This is a genomic window from Microbacterium sp. NPDC055502 (assembly GCF_053643635.1).
This window is the reverse complement of record NZ_JBSHKJ010000001.1, coordinates 1,580,233-1,602,610: the sequence shown is the minus strand read 5'-3', so window position 1 is coordinate 1,602,610 and position 22,378 is coordinate 1,580,233. Positions and strand designations below refer to the sequence as shown.

The window sequence follows — 22,378 nt, the reverse complement described above, 5'->3', positions numbered from 1 at the left end:
GCTCGGGTCATGACCACGACGATCACCATCACGGGCGCGGGCGGACAGATCGGCTACGCGCTGCTGTTCCGCATCGCGGCGGGCGACCTCCTGGGTCCCGACGAGCGGGTGCGGCTGCGGCTCCTGGAGATCCCGCAGGGCCTCGGCGCTGCGGAGGGAGCCGCCCTCGAACTGCAGGACGGCGCGTTCGACCTGCTCGAGCACGTGGAGGTGACGGACGACGCGGCGGTCGGGTTCGACGGCTGCGACCTCGCGCTGCTCGTCGGCGCGCGCCCCCGCGGCCCCGGCATGGAGCGCGGCGACCTGCTGGCGGCGAACGGCGGCATCTTCGGCCCGCAGGGAGCGGCCATCGCCGCGAACGCCTCGCCGGACGTGCGGGTCACGGTGGTGGGCAACCCCGCCAACACCAACGCGCTGATCGCCGCGGCGGCCGCGGACGGGGTGCCGGCCGAACGCTTCACGGCGCTCACCCGGCTCGACGAGAACCGGGCGAGGGCGCAGCTCGCACAGACCCTCGGCACGCCCGTGCGCACGGTCCGGCGCGTGCCGATCTGGGGCAACCACTCGGCCACGCAGTTCCCCGACGTGTCGCACGCGACGGTCGGCGGGGAGCCGGTGCAGGAGGCGCTGGCGCAGATCGTCGGGGACGTGCCGACCTGGCTGGAGCAGACGTTCATCCCGCGGGTCGCGAAGCGCGGTGCGGAGATCATCGAGGTGCGCGGCTCCTCCTCCGTGGCCTCCGCGGCGAGCGCGACCATCGACCACGTGCGCGACTGGGTGCGCGGCACCGACGACTGGACCTCCGCCGCGGTGGTGTCGCACGGCGAGTACGGCGTGCCGGAGGGGCTCGTGTCGTCGTTCCCCGTGCGATCGGTCGACGGCGAGTGGCGGATCGTCGAGGGTCTGGAGCTGAGCGACTGGGCGCGGCGCCGGATCGACGCCTCGGTCGCCGAGCTGCAGGAGGAGCGCGAGGCGGTGCGGGCGCTCGGGCTGCTCTGACGGCCCTGGGGCGCATGGGGAGTTCTGCCCATCGCCGCGTTCGTGCCGCCCCGGTAGATTTGCTGCGGACGGGACACCGTCGAGGAGGGGCGACGACATGGCACAGTGGGACGATCTGCATCCGGGGCGCGGGGTCACGAGCGCGGTGAACGACGCGGCGACGCGCGTGAGCAACCGCAGCACCGGGACCGAGACGGTGCGCTCGGCGCTGGCGAACGCCGCGACGAGCACCACCGACGAGGTGTGGGCGGGTGACGCCGGTGCGGCCTTCCGGACCTCGCTCACCAAGCCGCAGAACCTGTGCACCGAGCTGACCACCGAGTTCGCGGCCGTGCAGTCGGCGCTCACGGCCTACGCCGCCGAGGTCGACCGCATCCGCGCCGCGACCGCCGCCGCCCACCAGGCGTATGCGAACGGCTATGCGACGTGGAAGGCCGCCGAGGCCGAGGAGAGCCCGTTCCCACTCTCGACCTACACGTTCAACGCCCCCAGCCCCACGCTGCAGCCGGGCCTCTGGGTGCCGAGCGGCACCACCGCGGGCCTCGCCGACATGCGGCAGGCCGCGAACCAGCTCAAGGCCCTCGCCACGCAGCGCGAGACCGCCGACAGCACCCTGGTGGCCGCTCTCGCCCCGCCGGCCTCTCCGCGCTGGGACGCCATGCAGTCGGCTCTGAGCTTCGCGGGCATCGACGACATCGACGACCTGAACTACGACAACCTCGGCGACGCGTTCGCGAACGTGGCGGACGAGATCGCCGAGGGCGACATCACCGACGAGAACCTGCAGGCGATGCAGGACTTCTTCGACGTGTGGGGCGACGACACGTTCGTCATGTCGCAGTTCTTCCTGGAGGTCGGCGGCGAGAACACCGTCTCGATGATCGACAACCTCGGCGACGCCGTCATGGTGGACGGCCTGGCCGGTGCGACGGCGCTCGCCCTGGCGACGTCGATCCGCGGCGGCCTGTCGACCGGATCCCAGATCTGGATGGAGTCGACGTCGAAGGACTTCGCCGAGAGCATGCTCACCGGCGCCTCGTCGAGCGTCGGCGGCGCGGTCGCCGCGATCGGCTTCCTGTTCTCCGACGAGAAGAACCACCCGCTCGGGGTGAACCTCACGGTGGCGATGGCCGACGAGATCGATCGCATCGAGCGCGACCCCGCCAGCATGCTCTACGGGGGCTGGACCGACTTCTCCCCGAACGCGGGCGGCCGCACCCTGGCGTTCCTGGAGGGCGAGCAGACCGGACTCGACGGCAACCGCGTCGACGATCTGGCCGGGCGCATCTTCTCCACCCTCGGCACCTACCCCGACGCGGCCCTCGACTGGCTCACCTCCACCGAGAACGACCCGTTCGGCGACGGCGACCTCGGCGACGGCCGCATCGAGTACTGGTTCGGTGAGCGCGATTGGAGCGCGAACTCGTCCGGCGACGGCTTCGAAGGGCCCGGAGCTCTGTGGGCCGGCGCGCAGCAGGCCGCGGGAGGCCCGGCCGATGCGACCCACACGTACAACCCCGAGACGTGGCAGCGCGTGGCGGAACTCACCACCCAGGTCGTGCGCGAGCTCACCGGCAACGAATCGTTCCTGCCGGAGAACCTCACGAGCATCGGCCAGGTGCGCGTCGCCGAGGGCATCTCGGTCGCGATGCCCTACTTCTCCGAGGCCATCAGCGAGAGCGACCCGGCCGCGGGAACCCGTCCGTACTTCGAGAACCTGCTGATCGGGACGGACGACCCGCGCGCGATCCCCGATGTCACGCAGGCGCAGCTCGCGCAGCTTCTCGGCACGGCCGCCTGGAGCGACGGGGAGACGCCGTCCGCCGGTGCCGCGGTCATCGCCCAGTCGGTGCAGCAGTACCAGGACGCGCTCATCGCGATCGCCGACCTGGCGCCCGCCGACAGCGCCTTCAAGGCCGACGCCCTGGAGCGTGTCGTGGAGCTGCAGGGCTGGCTCGACGGCTCCCCGGCCGGAGCCGCCCTCGGCGAGGCGACCCGTCACGACGAAGCGGTCCAGGCCGCGATCGACGGAGTGGGCACCGTGGTCGGCCTGATCCCGATCCCGGCCGTGGGCGACGTTCTCGTGGCCGGCGGGAGCGTGGTGATCGATGTGGCGCAGAGCGCCGTGATCGGCGGCGTCTCCGACTGGGGCTCCGGACAGGCGACGGCGGCGTGGGCGAACTCGCACGAGGCGCTGCTGGAGGCTCAGGCCGACGCGGCGAACGGCCGCGAGATCGCGACCATGGAGACCATCGAGCAGATGCTCGTCGACCTGGGAATGACCGAGGGCCTCTCGGCGGGGCAGGTCGACGACCTTGCCCGCGAGATGTTCGCCGACTACCAGCGCGGTGTCGAGGCCAACACCTCGTGGGCGGAGGGCACCTGATGCGGCGGTCCGGCGGCTGGGCGCTCATCCTGATCGGCGGGATCGCGCTCGTCGGCTGCACGCCCGCCGCAGCCGCTCCGCGCGCCGTCGCCGCGGAGCCGTCGGCACCCTCCGGCGACCCCCGACGCGACCCCACCGAGACCTACTCCCCCGACGATGTGAAGGTGCCGTGATGACCGATCTCCAGTTCGACTCCGAAGCCGTCGGCGCGACCGGCGGCACGCTGCAGAGCACCGCATGGGCCATGAGCCTCGACGTGGACCTCGCACTCGGCGCGTGCGGCAGCTCCGCCGTCTCCGCGGCCGCCGACACCTGGGCGATGTGGGCCAAGGGCACGCTGCTGCAGCTGCAGAGCATGACCGCCGGTGCGGGCGTGGTCGCCCGCGATGCCGCGACCGCGTTCGAGACGCAGGAGGCCGAGATCACCAGTGCCGCGAACGGCGGAACCCCGTAACCTGCGGGGCGCGTTCGCTCAGCGCCAGCGGATCGCCTGATCCGCGTCACCGCCGCTGGAGGTCCACAGCTCCTGCAGTTCGGTCTTCCACTCGTCCGCGACACCCGCCGACTCGGCGCTCGCCGTGAGCTCCACGACCTGGTCGTCGTTCCGCGTCACCTTCAGCTCGACGCTGCTCACGGGAGCATCGGCGGCGGTGACGCCGTCCCACCCGGCGAGAGACGCGAGGAACGCCGCCTGCTGGTCGAACCCGTCCGCGGCGATCGCGCCGAGGCCCCAGTCACCGGTCCACGAGCTCTCGCCCTGTCCGTAGAACCAGACGGCGACGGAGGTGTAGTCCTCGGCGTCGTCCTGCGCGAGCACGAGATCGCGCACGCCCTGCAGCACCTCCGCGGAGTCGTCCTCGGACAGCCCCGGTTCGGTCGCGACCACGACCTCGACGCTGTCCACGCGCGCGGTGTCCACGCCGTCGATGCCCTCCAGTTCGGCCGCGAGGTCGCCGCGCCGCTCGTCCTCCGATGGGGCGCATCCGGCCAGCAGGAGGAGCGAGGCGGACGCGAGAAGGACAGCGGTGAGGCGACGCATGACCCCTATTCTGGTCGGGCTCCCGCCACGGGTGCAAAGCCGGACGCCCGGCAGGCGCCCGCAGGGCACAGATCGGGTCGCGGACAGGGCACAATGGAGGACGGAGGTGCGCGATGAGCGAGACGATCGAACCCACGACGGCGGCATCCGTCGACGAGGCCCTGACGAGCCCGCTGCATCTGCCGCACGCGGCCGCCGAGTGCCCCAAGTGCTTCACCGAGCTGCAGGCGAACCGCAACTTCTGGCTCGCCCGGCCCGATGGCTCCCGCCTGGTCGGCCTCGTCGTCTCCCGCGACGACATGCCCTCGGTCGTGGAGCAGCGCGCCGACCTCACCCGCTTCGGCGTGCCCATCGAGGGCTTCCGCCATCCGGCCCCGGACATCCTGGAGAGCTGGAGCGACCGGATCGCCCGTCTCATCGGCACCCTGCACGCCGGTGACGTGCTGGTCGTCGCGACGATCGCCGCGCTCGGCCGCGACAGCGAGGGGGGCGCCCGCACGGTCGCCGAGCTGCGCCGCCACGGCATCATCGTGAAGGTGCTCAACCACAACGCCCGGCATCTGGCCGACGCGGCCGCGGCCCTCCGCTGAGCAGACCTCGACCCCTGGACGTCCGGACGTCCAGGGGTCGAACTCTGCGCGGTGGGGGCCGCCGACGCGGTCAGGAACTCGTGCTCACCGCTGCGCGACCGAAACGCGACGAGCGTTCAGCGCCACCACGACGAGAACAGGCTGTTGCCCCACGAGGAGACCTGCTGCGGCGAGTATCCCGAGTTCTGCACGCTGGGCGCTCCGGCCCAGGAGTTGCCCTGCAGCACGTTCTGCACGACGTCGTTCGACGCCCACCAGTTCGACGATCCGTTGGGCTGACCCCACCCGTCGCCGTAGGAGCTGCCGTAGCCGTAGCCGCCGTCGTACCCCTGGCCCCAGCTGTACGTGTTGCCGGAGCCGAAGTCGTAGCCTCCGTAGCCGTCATCGGCCGAGGCGGGAGCCGCGAACGCGATCCCGCAGGCGACCGCGACGGCTCCCGACGCCACTGCCAGCTTTCCCCAGCGCGCGAACCGCCGTCCCTTGTCGTTGCTCTTCATCGTCGTCTCCATGATCTCTTCCTTTCCCGCTGCGGGCAGGATGAAGCCTCGAAACGATGGTGCTTTCCGAAACGCCAGCCCCCCGTCAGCGTGTTTCGGAAGTCACGGTATGCACGGGTCATGCGCATGGCAATATGCCGACGCGGGTGACGCGGAGCGTGCCGCATCCGTCCTCGTGCGGGGTCGGGGACAGCGCCCGGAGACGCAGAAGAGGGGATGCCGGATCGGCATCCCCTCTTCTCGCTGAGGCGTTACTGGCGGATCTGCGCCGCGAGCTGCTCGTCGGTCGACTGCAGCGACTGGGCCGCCACGTCGAGGAAGCGGGCCATGCCCTCGATGCCCGCGATGGTCGCGGTGGCACCCTGGTTGAACTGCGCGTACGAGGCGTCGAACGCACCCGAGGCGGACGTGGTCACGAAGCCGCCCGAGACGAGCTGCGACACGTAGGCGCGCAGGTTCTTGAGCTGGGTCTCGATGTCCTGCTGGCCCGTGCGGAGACGGCCAGCAGCGTCCTTCATGTCGGCGTAGCTGACTTTGAGGTTCGTCATTGGTGTTACCTTCCGGTCGCCCCGGCCGGTGCCGGAGGTGTTCTTGTTCTTCGAGAGTAACGAAGGGCACCCGCCACGCAAATGGGGAGAAGTCCCCATCAGCTCCCCGGCGGTCGCCCACCCGCGCCGGGACCACCCTGCGGGGCGCCGCCGGCGCTCGGCGTCGTCGTGGTGTCGACGCCCACCATGAGCGATGCGCGGTAACCGGTGCCGGTGTCGCCGGCGATGCTCGCGAGCTGCAGCGCACCGCCGTCATCGCCGAACACCATGTCGGCGTCGAGCGAGGTCTGCGCGAGGTTCCCGGCCGAGCCGTCGTAGGCCGGCAGCGCGTACACGGCCGTGCACGCGGCTTCGGGCAGCGCCAGCTGCGAGGTCGCGATGGCAGCCGTCGAGTCGGTGATCGCGGAGACGTCGGGGTACACCTCGAAATGGATGTGCGGCCACCGTCCCGAGTAGCAGCCGGGGAAGATCGACGTGAAGGAGACACGGCCGTCCGCATCCGCGACCTGCACGCCGCGGAGGTAGGTCACGTCTTCCAGGCCCGAGGAGTACATCGAGTACTCCCCCTGCGCCGTGCAGTGCCACGCGTACACGGCGACCCCGGCGAAGGGCACCCCGCCGTTCGCGAGGTCGAGCACCGTGAGCTCGAACGTCAGCGGCACCCCTTCGGCCGTCGCGCCCCCGTCGATGCTCGAGCGGATGTCGCGCCGGACGATCCCGGACTCCTCCAGCACGTCGGGGCCGTTCGAGCCGTCGCCCGGATAGGGGCCGGCCGTCTCGTCGGGGATCTCGCCGTCCACGCCCGTCGCCGCGGTGCCGTCGCTCCCCGGGTCGGCCGTGGGTGCGGCGGTCGCGCCGGCTCCGGACGACAGCGGCGCGCAGGCCGCGAGCGCCGCGGACGCAGCCCCCAGTCCCACCAGCCCGAGCACGCCGCGCCGGCTGAACAGCGTGCCCAGGTCGAACGCGGCCCCCTGATCGACGACCTCTTCCTCGGTACGCGGCAGCAGTCGCCCCTCGTAGGCGGGGCCCCGCGGTGTGGGCGTGGGTTCGGGACTCGGGCTCATGGCGGCTCCTTCGGGGGCGTCGGGAGTCACCATGGTGCCCGCCCCGATGATCAGGAGCCTCTGGCGGGGCTATGGCTTTCGTATGGGCGGCGGAGGGCCGCCGGTCAGACGGTCTCGGGGACCACGAGCGGGAACTGCACCCGCACGATCTTGCCGCGCTGCGCCAGCACCGCCCGGCCGACCGGGAACTCGCCGCGGCCGATGCGGGGCAGGGGCGCCTTGAGCACGAGCTCGCCGTCGATCGTCTCCGGCTGGAGCACCACACCGCGCCGCGCCTGCTTGATCTCGCCGAGCAGCCCGAAGTTGCTGGTCCACTCGCTCGTGTCGCCCGTGAACAGCAGCAGCAGCTCGCCGCGCGTCGCGCGCTTGACCAGGTCGGACAGCGGCATCTCGAGCAGCGACGACGCGAACTCCGCGACGCCCTCCACCGCCACGACCGGCTTCAGGCCCTGCTCGGCCTTCTCCACGATCTCGGCCACGGCCGCGGTGCCGCTGATGCCGTCCGCCGCCGTCGCGGTCCACGACACCGCGTGGCGCGCCGGGGAGCGGGTCGACCCGAGGAACAGCGTCGGCGTGCCCGGTCGCGCCCGCAGCACCTGCTGCGTGATCGCGGCCAGCGCGTTGCTCTTGCCGCTCGCGGGCGGACCGGCGATCACGAACGTGCCGGTCGGCTCGATGCCGAACGGACCGAGGTCGCTGTCCGCCAGACCCACCACGAGCTGGTCGCCGACCGTCGCCGGCACCTCCTCCAGCCCGTAGCTGAGCGGCAGCGCACGCACCGGCGGCGCGTCGGGCACGCCGCGGCGCGACATCGACGCGGCCATCCGCTCGATCGCCAGCGACTGCTCCTTCATGCTGCGCGTACCGCCGATGATCGCGATCTGCGCCTCGTTCTCGCCCACGATCGCGCGCCCCGGCACCGATTCCGGCGTGAGCACGTCCTTGGGCACGTTGAGGATGTTGTACGCGTCGGTGTCGGCCATGCGCAGCACCACGCGGCGCTGGATCATCGCGTTCAGCGCGCTCGGGATGCTCTGGAACCGGTCGGCCGAGAGCACCACGTGGATGCCGACCGCACGGCCGTCGGACAGCACCTCCTGCAGCGCGTTGTACGTGTCGGTGCGGCCGATCACGGCCTCGTAGTCGTTGCGGAACGCCGCGAACCCGTCGATCAGCACCACGATGCGCGGCTCGTCGCTCTTGCCCGACAGCTGCCGGTACTCGGTGAGGGTCGCCGCGCCCACCGCCGAATACGCGTCGCCGCGGCGGTCGAGCTCCTGACGCAGCGTCGCGAACAGCCGGGCGACCCGCTCGGCGTCGTCGCCCGAGATGACCGAACCCACGTGGGGCAGGGGCTCCAGCATGCGCAGCGCGCCCGAGCCGAAGTCGAGACCGTACACGTGCACGGGTCCGCCGCGCGGCGTGATGCCCGCCGACACCGCGAGCGTCCGCAGGGCCGCGGACTTGCCGGAGCCGCTGGTGCCGTAGATGACCATGTGGCCCTCGGTGTCGGGCAGGAAGTGGAACGGCACCTGCTCCTGACGCTCGGGCTCGTCGATCACGCCGAGCAGCAGGGCCGCATCGGTGCGCTGCGGCAGCTTGAGCTGGTCGAACGTCGGTGCCAGCTCGTCGAGCCACGGGCGCCGCGGCTGCGCGACCTGCGCGGCCTGCGCCGCGAGCACCATCGTGCTCACCAGACGCTGCTGGTCGTTCGGGCCGAGGTCGTCGTCGACCACGACCGCGTTCTCGTCGATCGGCAGCTCCCACGGGCCCTGGTCCGTCGAGCCGAACGCGGCGATGGAGACGTCGGTGCCCTCGTCTTCTCCCAGGCTCCAGCCGCCCGAGTACGCCGACTGGAACAGCGTCATGCGACCGGGACCCGTCTTCGCGATGCCGCGGCCGGGCGTGCCCGGATCGAACAGCGCCGCGTCCTTCGTGCCGATCACGTCGTTGCTGTCGGTCTCGTCGGCCATGCGCAGGGCGACCCGGAGGTTCGTGTTCGCGCGCAGGTTGTCCTTGATGACACCGGCCGGACGCTGCGTAGCCATGATGAGGTGGATGCCGAGGGAGCGCCCGCGCTGGGCGATGTCGATCACGCCGTCGACGAACTCCGGCACCTCCTTCGCCAGCGCCGCGAACTCGTCGATCACGAGCACCAGGGCGGGCGGCGCCTGCGGGTCGCCCGCGCGCTCCAGCTCCAGGATGTCCTTCGCCTTCTTGCGGTTGAACAGGTGCTCCCGGTAGTGCAGCTCGGCGCGGAGGCTGACCAGCACGCGGCGCACCAGGTGCTCGTTCAGGTCGGTCACGATGCCCACGCAGTGCGGCAGGCTCACGCAGTCCGCGAACGCCGAGCCGCCCTTGTAGTCCACGAAGAGGAACGTCAGGCGCTCCGGGCTGTACTCGGTCGCCATGCCGAGCACCCAGGCCTGCAGGAACTCGCTCTTGCCGGAACCGGTGGTCCCGCCCACGAGCGCGTGCGGGCCCTGCTGCCGGAGGTCGAGCTGCAGGGCGCCCTCCGCCCCTGCGCCGACCAGGGCGCGCAGCTTCGGCTGGTACCGGCGCGCGGAGCCGACCTTGCGCCGGGAGTGCAGCGAGTCGTTCTGCGTCCACCGGTCGATCACGCTCTCCGGCTGCGTGGCCATGTCCCGGCCGAGCAGGTGCAGCATCGAGATCGTGCGCGGCACGTCGCTGCGGTCCAGGGCGACCTCGCCCGCGTCGGTCAGACGCGCCAGAGCGCGCGCGAACACCGCGAACTGCTCCCGCGTGAGCTCGTCGACGGACAGGTCGTCGATCACCTCGCCGAGCCGGACGAAGTGCGCGCTGTCGGTCGACCCGAGCTCGACGAACGTGCGGCACGACGCGGGCAGGGCGGCCGCGTCCTCCGTGAGCCAGACCGGGAAGATGCCGCGGGTGGCCGCACGCTCGGACAGCTGGATCAGGCGGCCGCGGTCGACCGGGGCGTCCGGCGCGATCAGCACGACGATCGCGGGCTTGGGCACCGCGTCATGACGGCTGCGGGAGTCCTCGCCGACCTTCGAGCCGCTGTTCGTCGCGGCCTTCTCGGCCTCCAGCGCCCCGAGCTCCACCGCGTCGCCGCTGCGGGTCGAGCGCTGCGCGATCAGCTCCTCCAGGCGCGCGACGATCTGTCCAGCGGAGGTGGGACCGTCGCCGATCGGCTGCACACCCAGCACGGCCTGCGCCGACCACGCGTGCGGCAGCCACTTCGCATCGGCCAGCTGAGCGCCCCAGCGCGGACCCCACAGGCCCACCACCCCGACATCGGCGGGGGCGTGCAGCCCCGCGAGCTGCGCGAGCAGGGCCCTGGCGTATCCGGTCGAGCGGCCGCCGAGGCCCGCGATGCCGAGCGCGCCGACGTCGGTCAGGTCCTCCAGGATCGGCACCTGCGGCACGATCCTGGTCGCCTCGACGACCGCGTCCAGGCGGTCGACGTACTCCGGGATCGCGCGGTCGCGGCCGTTGGAGTCCTTCACCGAGCTGCGCGAGGCGGTGTCGCCGATCCCGAGTCGCACGTGCAGGAACGACCAGTGCTCGGTGCGGCGCGTCCACACCAGCGGACCGGCGGTGAGCGCGGCGTCGCTGATCTCGCGCAGCAGCGGCACCTCGCGGCGGCGCACGTCGATCTCCCGGTCGCGCTCGCTCTGCAGCCGCGCGTCCAGGCGCTCCAGCTGCTCCTCGAAGCGCTTCTTGTCCTCTTCCAGCTCACGCTTCTGCTGGTTCTTCGTGGTGAGCCACGTGCCGATCATCAGCAGCGGCGACAGCGCCACGAACATGATCGACAGCAGGTTCTGCGTGAACGCGTACATCGCGCCGCCCATGAGCAGCGGGGCGACGAGCGTCAGCAGCGGGAACGGCTGCTTGCGGGCGGGCACGGGGAGGTCGGTGCCGTCGAGCTCCTCGCCCAGGTACCTCTCCTCGACGCGCGGCGAGCGCACGAACTCGACCTGGCGGATGGAGGCCTCCGCGGGCGACGGCGTCGTGGCACCCGCCTCGACCTTGACGCGCACGGGGGTGTCGCCCAGCACGACCGACAGCTCGCCCTCCGCCGCCACCAGGCGCACGACCGAGGCGCCGTCGACGAGGATGCCGTTCGCGGAGTTCAGGTCGATCAGCTCGACGCGGTCGCCGATCTCCAGTCGCGCGTGCTTCTTCGACACCAGCGGATCATCGATCACCACGTCGCACGACTCGTCGCGACCGAGCACGATCGTGCCGCGGGTCAGCGCGATCGAGCGCGCACCGGGGCCCGCACCGACCTCCATGCGGCCGACCACGGGACGCTGCTCGTACGACGCGGGGACCACACGGACCGTGGCGCCGTGCGCCAGCCCGACGTGCGCGAACGTGGACTCCGGCGCGAGCAGGTCGCCCGCCCCCGACACCACCGAGCTGTACGCCTCCAGGGTCACGGCGGTCGGGTCGGCGTGCGCGAAGGAGCCCAGCGGATCGGCGCGCACGATCATCGCGGCGATCTCGCCGATCGTCGCCGTGCTCTCCGCCGTGACCTCGATGTCGCTGGATGCCGCGCCCTGACGCAGCAGGGTCAGCCGTACCTTCACTCGTTGTCTCCCTCTGCCTCGCTCGGCTGCGGGGCGTCCAGCAGCGGGAGGTCGTCCTTCGTGACGAGACGCGACGCGATCACGTGCTCCACCAGACGCGCACGGCGGTTGGTCGCGAAGCTGCGCTGACCGCCGCGCATGCCGGGCACGCCGACGCGGTCGAACTTGTCGCACACGTTGTCGAGCTTGCGGTTGAACCGCGTGACCGTCCACCCGAGCCGCTCGGCCGCCTTGGCCGACGACGGGATCTCGCTCATGCCCGTGCCGTCGCGACGCAGCTGCGGCTCGGCGAGCGCCAGGATCAGCAGCTTCTGGCTCAGCGTGAGCGGCACGTCGCCGATCGTGGACATGCCGTCGTCGTCGTAGTCGCGCTTGGTGGCACGGAACGCGGGCTCCGCGGCGTGCAGCACCAGCTCGTACGTGGTCGGTCCCGCGCTGAAGACCACCGTGGTGGTCTCGAACACGAGCGGCAGCCGCGCCCCCGGCGCGAGCCACGCCTGCACACCGCCGGCCGAATCGGTGACGGTGGCGGTGAGGCGGGTGCCGATGTTCGTCAGCCACCACAGGCCGTCGCCCTCGCTGATCTCCAGGAAGTGCCGGTGCAGGAACAGGTTGTCGTCGAGGGCCAGGTCGCCCTCGCGCCCGACCACGAACCGGTTCCCGTGGTCGATCGGGTAGTACTCGCCCGCGAACTCGACCGTGACCCCCGCCACGGCGCTCACTCCACGCACCCCGTCACGGGCTCGGACGCCCTGCCGTCGCCGCGGCGCAGCATGACCTCGATGCACACCTCGCCGGCCGACGCCGGGGCGAACGTGACGGTCGGCTCCGCCACCTGCTTCACGGCTCCGTCGGCCGCGCTGCCGGTCTCGGTCCAGATGAAGCTGTCGTCCTCCTGCGGGTCGGGGTTCTGCCACGTGAACGTGACCTGCTCCCCGGCCCGGGTGCCCGCGAGCTCGGTGACCTTGGGCACCGCGTCGGACACCGGGTCCTGCGGGTCGACCGCGGACTCGGTGCTCTCCGGCGCCGGGTCGGGCGTGAGCCCGGACACCAGCACGTTGAGACCTACGATGCCGCCGACGACCACGACCACCGCGGCCGCGGCGAGCCCGATCCACAGCCCGCGGCGCGACCGCGGGGCGGACGGCTCCGCGTCGGCCGGTGCCTGGACGGCCGGAGCGGCCGGCTCGGGAGCGCGCACGGGCGCGGGGGCCTCGGGCTGCACGACCTGCGGCGGCCGCAGGATCGTGCGGTCGTCGCGGTCGGGGCCGGGCGCGGCGGGGCTCGAGGGGGCGGAGGCCGCGGCGGCGGGGGTGCCGGCGGTGCCGGCGGCGGGTGCAGCGGCGGCGGTCGCGGCGGTGTCGCGACGCTGCGTCTGCTCCACGTCGGGCTCCGGCCGCGGCGGGGAGTCGAACCGCGGGGCATCGGGCACCACGACCGACGGACCCTTGGGCTGCGTGGCCGCCGACGGCCGCGTGGAGGTGGACATGCCGGGGTCGATGCTGACGATCTCCCGCACCCGGGTCAGGCCGTCGTTGTCGTCCTCCAGGTCTTCCGCGGGCGGGTGGTCGTCGACGATGTCGATCGGCGTGACCGAGTGCGACAGCTCGATCTGCACCTTCTGCAGCGCCCGGGCGAAGGCGACCGCGCTCGGGAAGCGGTCGTCGGGGTTCTTGGCCATCGCCCGCTCCAGCAGCCGCTGCAGGCTCTCGGGCGAGTCGGGACGGCCGAGCGGGGGCAGCGCCGCCCGTTCGATGCGCTCGATCAGGTCGGCGCTGGAGTTGCGCTCCCCCGGGCGCTCGAACGGCGAACGCCCCGCGAGCAGCGTGTACAGCGTGGCACCCAGCGCCCACACGTCGGTGCGCGGTCCGCTCTGCGGCGGCTCGGCGAACGACTCCGGCGGCGACCACGGGATCGACATGCCCGACGCCTCGCCCGTCGCGCCCGTGGTGGACGCGATGCCGAAGTCGGTCAGCGCCGGACGGTTGTACTCCGTGACGAGGATGTTCGCCGGCTTGATGTCGCGGTGCAGCACGCCCGCACGATGCGCGGTCTCCACGGCCCCCGCGACCTGGACGCCGACACGCAGCGCCTCGGCCACCGAGAACGGCTCCTTGCGCGAGCGCAGCTGCAGGTTCGGCCGCGGGCAGTACTCCATCACCAGGTACGGGCGCCCGTCCCCCGCGACACCCGCCTGATAGATCGTGACGATCGCGGGGTGCGTGGACAGCATCGCCATCACGTTCGCCTCGTCGGCGAACTCCTGCGCCGCCCCGCTGGAGATGCGGTCGGCGAGCAGCACCTTCACCGCGACCCGGCGCCGCGGCATCTCCTGCTCGTACAGGAAGACGTCGGCGAAGCCGCCCGTGCCCAGCGGCTCCACATAGGTGAAGCCGGGCAGGGCGGGCGGCGGGGAGGGGCGACGACTCACGGCAGGTCCTCGAACGCGACGGTCACGCCGTCGCCGAGGTCCACCACGTCGCCGGACAGCACGAGCGTCTGCTCGCCGGGGTGCAGCCGCACCGGGTCGGCACCGGGGCGCAGCAGCGTCGAGCCGTTCGTCGTGTGCAGGTCGATGACCACCACGGTGTCGCCCTCGGGACGCACCTCGAGGTGGCTGCGCGAGATGTCCTGCTGCGGGCTCTCGACCGCGATCAGGTGCGGCATGTTCGCCCCGCTGGCCCTGGTCGAGCGCGGGCGACGGCCGATGATGACCGTGCGGTCGAGCGTGACCACCTGTCCGGTCGAGACGCGGATGCGTCCGGTCGACACCGCGGCGGGCGCGGCGACCGGGATGACCTCGGTGGGGGCGTCGGGCGCCGCCGCGGGCTGCTGCCGCAGGTCGCGCAGCTCGGCGGCGGAGATGGTGGAGCCGTCGTGGTCGCCCGCGGCGGGCGGCGGGACCGGAGCGGACTCGGGCTCCTCGCTCGGACGCACCGCGGCGGCCTCGATCGGCGTGTGCACGGTCGCGCCCCACAGGTGGTCGAACTCGTCCACGGGCGGCGCGAGCGTGGCCTCGGTGGGCACGAGCGTCGCATCGGGCGCCGCGTCGTCGGCGGGGCGGGCGTCGTCGGCGGTCGCGGCGTCGTCGGTGGTCGCGGCGTCGTCTGCGGTCGCGGGGGGCTGCTCGGCCTCCTGCGGCTCGTCGGCCGCGGTGGGGCCCTCGTCGGCGGCGGCCACCGCAGCGGCGTCGGCCGCGGCATCCTCCGACGCGAAGCCCCCGGGCACCGGAAGGCCGGACGGCGGCGGCGGGAGCGGCACCGCGGTGCCCGCGACCGGGGCGGCCGGGGCGGTGCCGGACGGTACGGCGGAGGCGGAGGCGGCGGGGCGCGGCGCCTCAGCGAGCACGGGTGCCGGACCCGCGGAGCCCCCGAGGGCCTCGGCGTCGGCCGGCTCCAGCTCGGCGCTGACCGCGGCGGCCAGGACGATCCCGGTGTGCACGGGCAGGGCGGTGCCGGCGCCGTCGTCGTCCACCGTGATCTCGACCGCCGACGCACCGGGGACGAATCGCTCGCTCCACGTAGTCACGTCGGCACCGGAGAACGACGCGGTCTCGCTGTCCGCGCCGGTCACGCGCACCGTGAGGGCACCGCGCACGGCCACGCGGGCGTCGGACCCCTCCAGCACGGCCGCGACGAACGGCGGCATCGCGGAGAACGAACCGCCGGCCTGCGTCGTGAGCACGTCGATGACCGTGGCGAGGCTGCGCTCCGCGGGCAGGCGCTCCCAGAGCGTCGTCACGGTCGCGCCGGGCACGTCGGGCGGCAGCGCCACCAGGGCGCCGGGGATCACGATCAGGTACCACGGTCCCGGTCGGTAGATCGTCTGCATCAGCGAACCCCTCCTGCTGCGGCCTCGCGCGGGCGCGTGTCGGCGTCGATGTCGGTGTCGTCGGACAGCAGCAGCGTGCCCGGTCGCGACGCGACCGACACCGCGTCGACGACGACCACGGTGATGTTGTCCCGGCCACCGGCCTGCACGGCCTCGTCGACCAGGAGGTCGGCGGCGCGCTGCGGATCAGGCTCCGCGCCGAGGATCTGGGTGATGCGGGCGTCGGGCACCTCGGTCGTGAGCCCGTCGGAGCAGATGAGCATGCGGTCGCCGAGCTCGGCCGGGAACAGCCAGTAGTCCGCGTCGCCCGTGCTGCTCGCGCCGATCGCGCGGGTGATGATGTTGCGGCGGCGGTCGTGCGCGGCCTCTTCGATCGTCAGCTCGCCCGACTCGATGAGCTCCTGCACCACCGAGTGGTCGACGCTGATCTGCTCCAGCTCGCCGTCCGCGAAGCGGTAGGTGCGCGAGTCGCCGATGTTGACCGTGAGCCAGTAGCCCATGCCCTCGACCGAGGCGACGACCACGCCGCTGAGAGTGGTGCCCGCGCGGCCGTTGCCGGTCGTGGACAGCTCCTCGACGGCCGTGCGCGCCCGCGCCAGCGCCTCGAGCAGGTCGTCGAGCTCCAGGTCGGTGCGACCGATGAAGCGCGCGAACTCGTCGATCACCGCGGCGCTCGCGCGCTCCCCCGCCTCGTGGCCGCCCATGCCGTCGGCGACCAGGAACAGGGGGGAGCTGGCCATGTAGGCGTCTTCGTTGAGCGGGCGGCGCAGACCCGAGTGGGTCGCAGCCCCCGTGGACACCACGAGCGGGGCGGTCATGCGTAACCTCCGACCATCACCACGCGGTCGCCGATCTCGATCACGTCGCCGAGCCGGATCGGCACGCGCTGGCCGGCCGGGCACGCGATGCGCTGACCGTCGCGCACGATCGTGAGGCCGTTCGTGGAGTGCCGGTCGAGCACCCAGCCACCCGAGGCCTCGGACGCCGCCTCGAAGTGCGTCTTCGACAGCGACAGCGTCTCGTCGCGCACGGGCACGATCACCGCGCCCTCCTCGACCGCGGGGTTGCGGCCGAACACCGTGCGCCGCGAGACCGGGACGCGGGTGCCGTCGTCCCACGTGAAGACCAGCCGGTGCCCGGGGATGCTGATGCGCGTCTCCTCCAGGTCGTCGGTCACGGGCGCGACGACGGCGGGGGCAGGCGCGGCGGGCGCGGAGGCGGCGGGCGCGGATGCGGCGGGCGCGGATGCGGCGGGCGCGGATGCGGGGGCGGGTGGGGTCGGGGTGCCGGTTGCCGGCGCGACCGGAGCCGGAGGGGCCGCCGGGGGAGCCACCGCGGGAGCCGGAGTCGCCGCCGCGGGCGCAGCCGAGTCCGCGGGAGCCGGAGCCGCCGCGGGAGCCGTAGGCGCCACCGGAGCCGCAGCCGCCGGAGCCGCAGGAGCCGCAGCCGCAGGTGCCGCAGGCCGCGCCGGGCGGGAGTCCTGCGTGATGCCGGGGACGTACGCGATCATCCCGGAGTCCTGCGCGGGAAGAGCGGGCGCGGGTGCCGCGGGCGTCACCGGCTCCACGGCCGAAACCGCCGACACCGCGGGCTCGGGTGCTGCGGGCGCACCGGCGGGCGCGAACCCGGGCATGGGTGCCGGGGGCAGCCGCTCGAACGACGGGGCGGGCAGCAGCGGCGGGGCCTCGACCACGGGCTCCGGCTCCGGCTCGGGCTCGGGTGCCGCGACCCGCGCGTCGAGCATCAGCGACCCGACGGCCTTGTCATGCCAGCCCTGGAAGCGTCCGGAGCCGTCGAACAGCGGGCTGAAGTAGCCCACCACGATCGCACCGGCCAGACCGAAGACGATGTTGCGCAGCAGGGCACGACCGAAGCCCAGCGGGGCACCGTCCGCCGCGGTGGCCAGGCGCAGACCCTGCGCGCGCATGCCGATCGAGCCCTTTCCGGCCTGCATCACGGTGTAGACGACGAACCACGCCAGCAGCACGAGGCTCACGATCGGCCCACCGATCAGCAGCGTCAGGAGCGAGGCCTCCAGGCCGCCCGACAGCGAGGTGGCCACCAGCAGACCGCCGCCGAGCAGGATGCCGAGGCCCGCCGCGATCGCGGCGTCGATGACGTAGGCGATCACCCGGCGGGAGATCGGCGCGATCTGCGTGAGCGCGGGCGGCGTCATGGGGTCTCACTCTCGGTCGACGGCGGGGGCGTCTCGTCGTTGCTCTTGATGGTGCCAGGTTCGCGGCGCACGCGCGCGGCCGCCGCCTCCTTCAGACTCTGGAAGCCCTGCGACACCGCGGTGCCGCCGAGCAGCGAGCGCAGGCTCAGCCGTGCCTTGACGCGCTTCCAGAACCCGGCCTGCTCGCCGAGGCCGCCGACGATCTCGTCGACCTCGCTCCAGAAGGCGTCCACGTCCTGCGCCGTCGGCTCCGTCGGCCCGAACACCTCGGCGTCGGCGCGCTCGGCGAGGGTCGTGACCTGCGGCACCGTCAGCGTCGACGCGACCACGGCCGCCTCCTCGCCGCGGGTGCCGCCCGGGGCGAGCCGCGCGCCGTAGTCGACCGCGCGGTCGGTGAGCTCATCCCATCCGCCGCTGATGCGGTCGGCGGTGCGCGCGGCCGATCGCCGCGCCCGGCGCCTCGCGGCCTTCCACGCCCCGATCACGATGAACGGCGACATGAGCAGCGCGATCACGGCCAGCGAGATCCCGCCGATCAGCAGGATCGCGCCGATGATGCCCGCGAGGTTGAGGCTCTCGTCCTCCGACTCGCGGTCGTCCGGCAGGGTCGGCGGCAGGTCGACCGGCTCCTGCGGCGGGGGCGGCGGCTGCAGCACCTGCGGCTTCGGGTCGACGCGCGGCTTGGTGTTCTGGTCGTTCGGCACCTGGTCCTCGGGCGGCGTGGGGTTGAACGTCACCCACCCGATCCCGTCGAAGTTCACCTCGACCCAGGCGTGCACGGTGTCGCCGGTCGCCTCGAACACGGCCTCGCCCGCCTGCTCCTCGTCGGGGTAGTACCCCATCACGACGCGCGCCGGGATGTCGAGCTGTCCGGCCAGCAGCGCCATCGCCACCGCGTACTGCTCGTCGTCGCCGATCATCTGCTCGCCGCCGATGAGGGTCGAGATGCGCTCGGCCGTGTGACCGGCGCGCGACAGCACCTCGCCCTCCAGGCCGTGGCTGAAGAACCCGCCCTCGGAGAGGAAGTTCTCCAGCGCCCGCACCTGCTCGATCGGGCTCTCCGCCCCCGACACGGTCTCGGCCGCGAGCGCGGTGAGCTCCTCGGGCACGTTGCTGGGCTTCGGCATGGTCACGCGACCGAACGGCACCTCGGCGAGCTGCTCGTCGTCGGGCTGCGTCGGGATCACGGCGTCGACGGCGTACTCGTCGCCCTTCTCCAGCGTCGGGGTGGCGACCGCGGTCCCGGTCGAGGTGTTGACGTAGGTGCCGCGGCGCAGGTCCTCCGCGCGGTCACCGTCGAACCGGATCTCGTCGAGCTGCCCGGCCGTGGGCATCCACACCCCGCGGTAGCCGTCGATCGCGATCTTGAGCGTCACCGGGACGCCCTCCGCCTCGGGCGCCATCGCCGAGCGCAGCGGGGCGAAGGCGCTCGACGACGTGGGTCCGCCATCGGTGACGTTGTAGACCATGCCGTCGAACTGGTCCATCACGGCCGTGCGGATGCGGGCGCCCTTGGGCAGCCCCTGCACCGTGAACAGCGTCTCGTCGGCCTCGTCGCGCACGTTCTTGCGGAACGCCTGCAGCGGGCTGGGGTAGTCGCGGATGTCGAACGGCGGGATGATCACGTCGCGGAACACGTGCCGCGGCTGCGCGGGCGCGGCGAGGGCGCTCGTGGCCACGCCCGCCCCGCCGGCCACCGCGAGCACGGCGACACCGGCCAGCAGCCGCCGCATCCGCATGTGCGCGGCACGGGCGGGGTCGACCTCGCTCACCGACACGGCCATGTTCTGCGGCGCCCACAGCTGCCGCAGCGCCAGCCAGGCCATGCTGACCAGCGCGAACACCAGGCCCTGCACGAGCGGGAACGCGGGTTCGGGCGTGCCGAGCGCGATCACCAGCATCAGCAGCACGCCGGCCGGGATCAGCGCCCACGCGACCGACCGCAGCCGCAGCGCGAGCGAGGCCGTGAGGGTCGTGGTCACCAGCGCCAGCAGGAACGGTGCCACCAGGTGGCCGTCGGCGGCCGCGACCGGGGCGACCGTGGTGAGCAGCTGCTTCCACGATGTGACGGTGCCGAGCGCGAGCTTCTGCAGCGTCTCCAGCGACGGCACCACCCCGAGCAGTGCCGTGTGCGGAAGCGCGAGGGCCCCGCCGAACACGAAGTACGCCGCGACCGTGAGGCCCGCGACGATCAGGATGCCCCAGCGGCGCCACGCCGACACGGCCGCGATCGCGAGGCCCAGCACGACCCCGCCGACCACGGCGGGCAGGAACGAGGGCCCGGCGAACGTGGGCCAGAAGCCGACGAGCGCCGTGAGCACCAGCAGCGCGGTCGCCCCGAGGTCGAGGATCCAGCGGCGCAGCGGCAGCGCGACCGGGGCAGGGGCGGCGGTGGCGGGCGCGGTCATGCGAGCACCTTCTGCAGGGCGAGGGGGATCTGTGCCAGCGCGCCGACCGTCACCACGTCGGCGTCGCCGATGCGGCGCAGCGCCGGGGTGTCCACCGAGGTGTCGGCGACGACGGCGAGCACGCGGGCGCCGAACGGCAGGCGCGAGCAGGCGAGCCGCAGGTCGTCCGCGCGCACGCGCGACCCGCACACGAGCACCACCACGCTCGCGAGCGGCATGGTCGCGGCGACCACCCCCGCGAGCTCGGCGATGCCGCCCTCCTTGGGCTTGCTGCCCTCGACGGCCGAGAGCGAGTCGAGCAGCTGCTTGCCGGTGCCGGAGGGGAGCTCGCGCCCCTGCACGCGCATGTCGACGCGCTGCGAGTCGCGCAGCGCCCGCAGGCCGATCGATCCCGCCGCCGAGATCGCCAGCTCGAAGTCGTCGTCGGTCGCGTACTCCGCCGTCGAGCGCGACAGCCCGATCACGAAGTGCGAGCGGCGCGTCTCCTCGTACTGGCGCACCATCATGGTGCCGGTGCGGGCCGTGGAGCGCCAGTGCACGTGGCGCAGGTCGTCGCCCGGCTGATACTCCAGCAGCGCGTGGAACGACACGTCGTCGCGCGACAGGTCGGCGGCGGGCAGGCCCTCCAGGTCGCGCAGGTAGCCGAGCGACTGCCCGTCGAACAGCACCGTGCGGGGGTGCACGAACAGGTCGACCGGCTCGTCGCGGCGGTGCGCACGCTCGAACAGGCCGAGCGGGTCGCCGCGCACCACGCTCACCGGCCCGACCTTCACCACGCCGCGCTTGTGCGTGGGGATCGCGAACAGCTCCTCCGCCTCCTCGCCCGGCGCGAGGCGCTGGATGCCGAACTCGCCGCGGCCGGAGCCGACGGGCAGCACCACGCGCGACGGGAGGATGGCGCGCGAGCCCCGGTTCGCGAGCGTGAGGGCGCCCACGGCCCGCTCCCCCACCACGACGCGGGTGCGGGCGAGGTCGAGCGAGACGTCGTAGGCCGTGCGACCGATCAGGAACAGCGCGCACACGGCGACGGCCATCGCGATCACGATCGCGGCGATCGTGAACTCCGCCCACCCCGCGACCTGCCCGAGGATCCAGAACCCGACGGCGAGGCCCATCAGCACCCACGCCAGAGGGCGCACGGCCGCGGCCATGAGGCGGAGGCGCGACAGGGCGCGCGCGCCGAGGACCGCCGCGATGTCCCGCCAGCCGGCGTCGCGGTCGGTCGGCGCGGGCGGCGCCTGCAGAGCCTCCGCCGTCATCAGGCCGCCGCTCGGGCCTGGGGGGCTGCGACGCCGTCGAGCACGCGGGCGATCACGGTGTCGCTGCTGGTGCCGGCGAACTCGGCCTCGGCGTCGAGCAGCAGACGGTGCTGCCACACGGGGCGGGCGAGCGCCTTGATGTCGTCGGGCAGCACGTAGTGCCGGCCCTGCGCCGCCGCCCACACCTTGGCGATGCGCACCATCGCGATCGCACCGCGCACCGAGACGCCGAGCCGGATCGCGCCGTCGGCACGGGTGGCCTCGGCGAGCTCGGCCACGTAGCGCAGCACCGCGGGCTCGACGTGCACGGTCGCGGCCAGGTCGGCCATGTCGGCCACGGCGCTCGTGGTGATGATGGCCGACAGCCCGGCCGACGGGTTGCGGTCCGACGCCCCGGCGAGGATGCTCTCGGTCACCGCGAGGTCGGGGTATCCGATCGAGGTCTTGATCAGGAAGCGGTCGAGCTGCGCCTCCGGCAGCTTGTACGTTCCCGCCTGCTCGACCGGGTTCTGCGTGGCGATCACGAGGAACGGGCGGCCCGTCTCGTGCGTCACGCCGTCGACCGTGACCCGCGACTCCTCCATGACCTCCAGCAGCGCGGACTGCGTCTTCGGCGAGGCGCGGTTGATCTCGTCGGCGAGCACGATCGACGCGAAGATCGGGCCCTTGTGGAACTCGAAGCGGTGCGACTGCTGGTCGTAGATCGTCACACCCGTCACGTCGGAGGGCAGCAGGTCGGGCGTGAACTGGATGCGCGCGCTGGTGCCCTGCACGGTCGCGGCGAGCGCCTTCGCGAGGCTCGTCTTGCCGGTGCCGGGGGCATCCTCCAGCAGCACGTGGCCCTCGGCCAGCATCGAGGCGAGCACGAGCCCGACGATCTCGCGCTTGCCCTGCACCGCCTTGTCGACGTTCTCCACCAGGCGCGTGAAGGTGCCGTGGAACCAGGCGGCCTGCTCGGGGGTCATTGTCATGGGTTGTCCTGTGCTCTCTCGGGGGAAGGGGTG

At 73.0% G+C, this 22,378-nt stretch carries 18 protein-coding genes; 5 read left to right on the top strand and 13 right to left on the bottom strand.

Annotation, left to right across the window (positions count from 1 at the left end; genetic code table 11):
- Window positions 1-9: 9 nt before the first annotated feature.
- From ACWH95_RS07835 to ACWH95_RS07820, 4 genes are all read left to right on the top strand, one after another.
- Window positions 10-999 (top strand): malate dehydrogenase, encoded by a 990-nt coding sequence (locus tag ACWH95_RS07835; protein WP_136037099.1) that lies wholly within the window; start codon window positions 10-12, stop codon window positions 997-999.
- Window positions 1,000-1,096: 97 nt separating this feature from the next.
- Entirely contained in the window at window positions 1,097-3,385 is a 2,289-nt protein-coding gene (locus ACWH95_RS07830; RefSeq protein ID WP_136029320.1) for a hypothetical protein, read from the top strand.
- A complete protein-coding gene (locus ACWH95_RS07825; RefSeq protein ID WP_454120486.1) occupies window positions 3,385-3,558 on the top strand; it encodes a hypothetical protein in 174 nt (57 codons plus the stop codon). The genes ACWH95_RS07830 and ACWH95_RS07825 overlap by 1 nt, the downstream gene beginning before the upstream one ends.
- The gene (locus tag ACWH95_RS07820) at window positions 3,558-3,839 is read left to right on the top strand and encodes a hypothetical protein (protein WP_136029318.1); all 282 of its coding nucleotides are present in this window, start codon (window positions 3,558-3,560) and stop codon (window positions 3,837-3,839) included. Before ACWH95_RS07825 ends, ACWH95_RS07820 begins: the two co-directional genes overlap by 1 nt.
- Window positions 3,840-3,857: 18 nt before the next feature.
- Here ACWH95_RS07820 and ACWH95_RS07815 read toward each other — a convergent pair whose 3' ends face one another.
- Window positions 3,858-4,424: a hypothetical protein gene (locus ACWH95_RS07815; RefSeq protein WP_136044626.1), complete on the bottom strand. Its 567-nt coding sequence runs from the start codon at window positions 4,422-4,424 to the stop codon at window positions 3,858-3,860.
- Window positions 4,425-4,537: 113 nt separating this feature from the next.
- On the opposite strand from ACWH95_RS07815, the gene ACWH95_RS07810 reads away from it, so the two are divergent.
- Window positions 4,538-5,014, top strand: a complete 477-nt coding sequence (locus ACWH95_RS07810) for a dehydrogenase (protein WP_454120485.1) — start codon at window positions 4,538-4,540, stop codon at window positions 5,012-5,014.
- 116 nt (window positions 5,015-5,130) lie between these two features.
- On the opposite strand, the gene ACWH95_RS07805 is transcribed toward ACWH95_RS07810, so the two are convergent.
- The 12 genes from ACWH95_RS07805 to ACWH95_RS07750 all read right to left on the bottom strand — a co-directional run bounded on the left by ACWH95_RS07805 (window position 5,131) and on the right by ACWH95_RS07750 (window position 22,345).
- Window positions 5,131-5,523 carry a hypothetical protein gene (locus ACWH95_RS07805; RefSeq protein ID WP_136037097.1) on the bottom strand — a complete coding sequence of 131 codons (393 nt, stop codon included), beginning with the start codon at window positions 5,521-5,523 and terminating at the stop codon, window positions 5,131-5,133.
- Window positions 5,524-5,762: 239 nt separating this feature from the next.
- Window positions 5,763-6,059: a WXG100 family type VII secretion target gene (locus ACWH95_RS07800; protein WP_017204355.1), complete on the bottom strand. Its 297-nt coding sequence runs from the start codon at window positions 6,057-6,059 to the stop codon at window positions 5,763-5,765.
- Between the two features lie 98 nt (window positions 6,060-6,157).
- Window positions 6,158-7,123 carry an intradiol ring-cleavage dioxygenase gene (locus tag ACWH95_RS07795; protein ID WP_454120484.1) on the bottom strand — a complete coding sequence of 322 codons (966 nt, stop codon included), beginning with the start codon at window positions 7,121-7,123 and terminating at the stop codon, window positions 6,158-6,160.
- A 104-nt stretch (window positions 7,124-7,227) separates the two neighbouring features.
- A complete protein-coding gene (locus tag ACWH95_RS07790) occupies window positions 7,228-11,700 on the bottom strand; it encodes an FtsK/SpoIIIE domain-containing protein (RefSeq protein WP_454120483.1) in 4,473 nt (1,490 codons plus the stop codon).
- Window positions 11,697-12,413, bottom strand: a complete 717-nt coding sequence (locus ACWH95_RS07785; RefSeq protein WP_372490605.1) for a hypothetical protein — start codon at window positions 12,411-12,413, stop codon at window positions 11,697-11,699. Before ACWH95_RS07785 ends, ACWH95_RS07790 begins: the two co-directional genes overlap by 4 nt.
- Before the next feature lie 5 nt (window positions 12,414-12,418).
- Window positions 12,419-14,131, bottom strand: coding sequence for a serine/threonine-protein kinase (locus tag ACWH95_RS07780; RefSeq protein ID WP_454120482.1), 1,713 nt, complete (start codon window positions 14,129-14,131; stop codon window positions 12,419-12,421).
- Window positions 14,128-15,531 (bottom strand): FHA domain-containing protein, encoded by a 1,404-nt coding sequence (locus ACWH95_RS07775; RefSeq protein ID WP_454120481.1) that lies wholly within the window; start codon window positions 15,529-15,531, stop codon window positions 14,128-14,130. Before ACWH95_RS07775 ends, ACWH95_RS07780 begins: the two co-directional genes overlap by 4 nt.
- A complete protein-coding gene (locus ACWH95_RS07770) occupies window positions 15,531-16,349 on the bottom strand; it encodes a PP2C family protein-serine/threonine phosphatase (protein WP_136031075.1) in 819 nt (272 codons plus the stop codon). The genes ACWH95_RS07775 and ACWH95_RS07770 overlap by 1 nt, the downstream gene beginning before the upstream one ends.
- Window positions 16,346-17,707, bottom strand: a complete 1,362-nt coding sequence (locus ACWH95_RS07765; protein ID WP_454120480.1) for an RDD family protein — start codon at window positions 17,705-17,707, stop codon at window positions 16,346-16,348. Before ACWH95_RS07765 ends, ACWH95_RS07770 begins: the two co-directional genes overlap by 4 nt.
- Entirely contained in the window at window positions 17,704-20,115 is a 2,412-nt protein-coding gene (locus tag ACWH95_RS07760; RefSeq protein WP_136030102.1) for a transglutaminase family protein, read from the bottom strand. Before ACWH95_RS07760 ends, ACWH95_RS07765 begins: the two co-directional genes overlap by 4 nt.
- Window positions 20,112-21,374, bottom strand: coding sequence for a DUF58 domain-containing protein (locus ACWH95_RS07755; RefSeq protein ID WP_247982729.1), 1,263 nt, complete (start codon window positions 21,372-21,374; stop codon window positions 20,112-20,114). The genes ACWH95_RS07760 and ACWH95_RS07755 overlap by 4 nt, the downstream gene beginning before the upstream one ends.
- A complete protein-coding gene (locus ACWH95_RS07750) occupies window positions 21,374-22,345 on the bottom strand; it encodes an AAA family ATPase (RefSeq protein ID WP_136030098.1) in 972 nt (323 codons plus the stop codon). Before ACWH95_RS07750 ends, ACWH95_RS07755 begins: the two co-directional genes overlap by 1 nt.
- Window positions 22,346-22,378 lie beyond the last annotated feature (33 nt).

Coding starts and splice junctions, on each gene's coding strand:
- ACWH95_RS07770 (WP_136031075.1), bottom strand. CDS start 16,349: ATGACCGCCCCGCTCGTGGTGTCCACGGGGGCTGCGACCCACTCGGGT.
- ACWH95_RS07765 (WP_454120480.1), bottom strand. CDS start 17,707: ATGACGCCGCCCGCGCTCACGCAGATCGCGCCGATCTCCCGCCGGGTG.
- ACWH95_RS07800 (WP_017204355.1), bottom strand. CDS start 6,059: ATGACGAACCTCAAAGTCAGCTACGCCGACATGAAGGACGCTGCTGGC.
- ACWH95_RS07825 (WP_454120486.1), top strand. CDS start 3,385: ATGCGGCGGTCCGGCGGCTGGGCGCTCATCCTGATCGGCGGGATCGCG.
- ACWH95_RS07820 (WP_136029318.1), top strand. CDS start 3,558: ATGACCGATCTCCAGTTCGACTCCGAAGCCGTCGGCGCGACCGGCGGC.
- ACWH95_RS07830 (WP_136029320.1), top strand. CDS start 1,097: ATGGCACAGTGGGACGATCTGCATCCGGGGCGCGGGGTCACGAGCGCG.
- ACWH95_RS07810 (WP_454120485.1), top strand. CDS start 4,538: ATGAGCGAGACGATCGAACCCACGACGGCGGCATCCGTCGACGAGGCC.
- ACWH95_RS07835 (WP_136037099.1), top strand. CDS start 10: ATGACCACGACGATCACCATCACGGGCGCGGGCGGACAGATCGGCTAC.
- ACWH95_RS07775 (WP_454120481.1), bottom strand. CDS start 15,531: ATGCAGACGATCTACCGACCGGGACCGTGGTACCTGATCGTGATCCCC.
- ACWH95_RS07760 (WP_136030102.1), bottom strand. CDS start 20,115: ATGACCGCGCCCGCCACCGCCGCCCCTGCCCCGGTCGCGCTGCCGCTG.
- ACWH95_RS07815 (WP_136044626.1), bottom strand. CDS start 4,424: ATGCGTCGCCTCACCGCTGTCCTTCTCGCGTCCGCCTCGCTCCTCCTG.
- ACWH95_RS07805 (WP_136037097.1), bottom strand. CDS start 5,523: ATGGAGACGACGATGAAGAGCAACGACAAGGGACGGCGGTTCGCGCGC.
- ACWH95_RS07755 (WP_247982729.1), bottom strand. CDS start 21,374: ATGACGGCGGAGGCTCTGCAGGCGCCGCCCGCGCCGACCGACCGCGAC.
- ACWH95_RS07795 (WP_454120484.1), bottom strand. CDS start 7,123: ATGAGCCCGAGTCCCGAACCCACGCCCACACCGCGGGGCCCCGCCTAC.
- ACWH95_RS07750 (WP_136030098.1), bottom strand. CDS start 22,345: ATGACAATGACCCCCGAGCAGGCCGCCTGGTTCCACGGCACCTTCACG.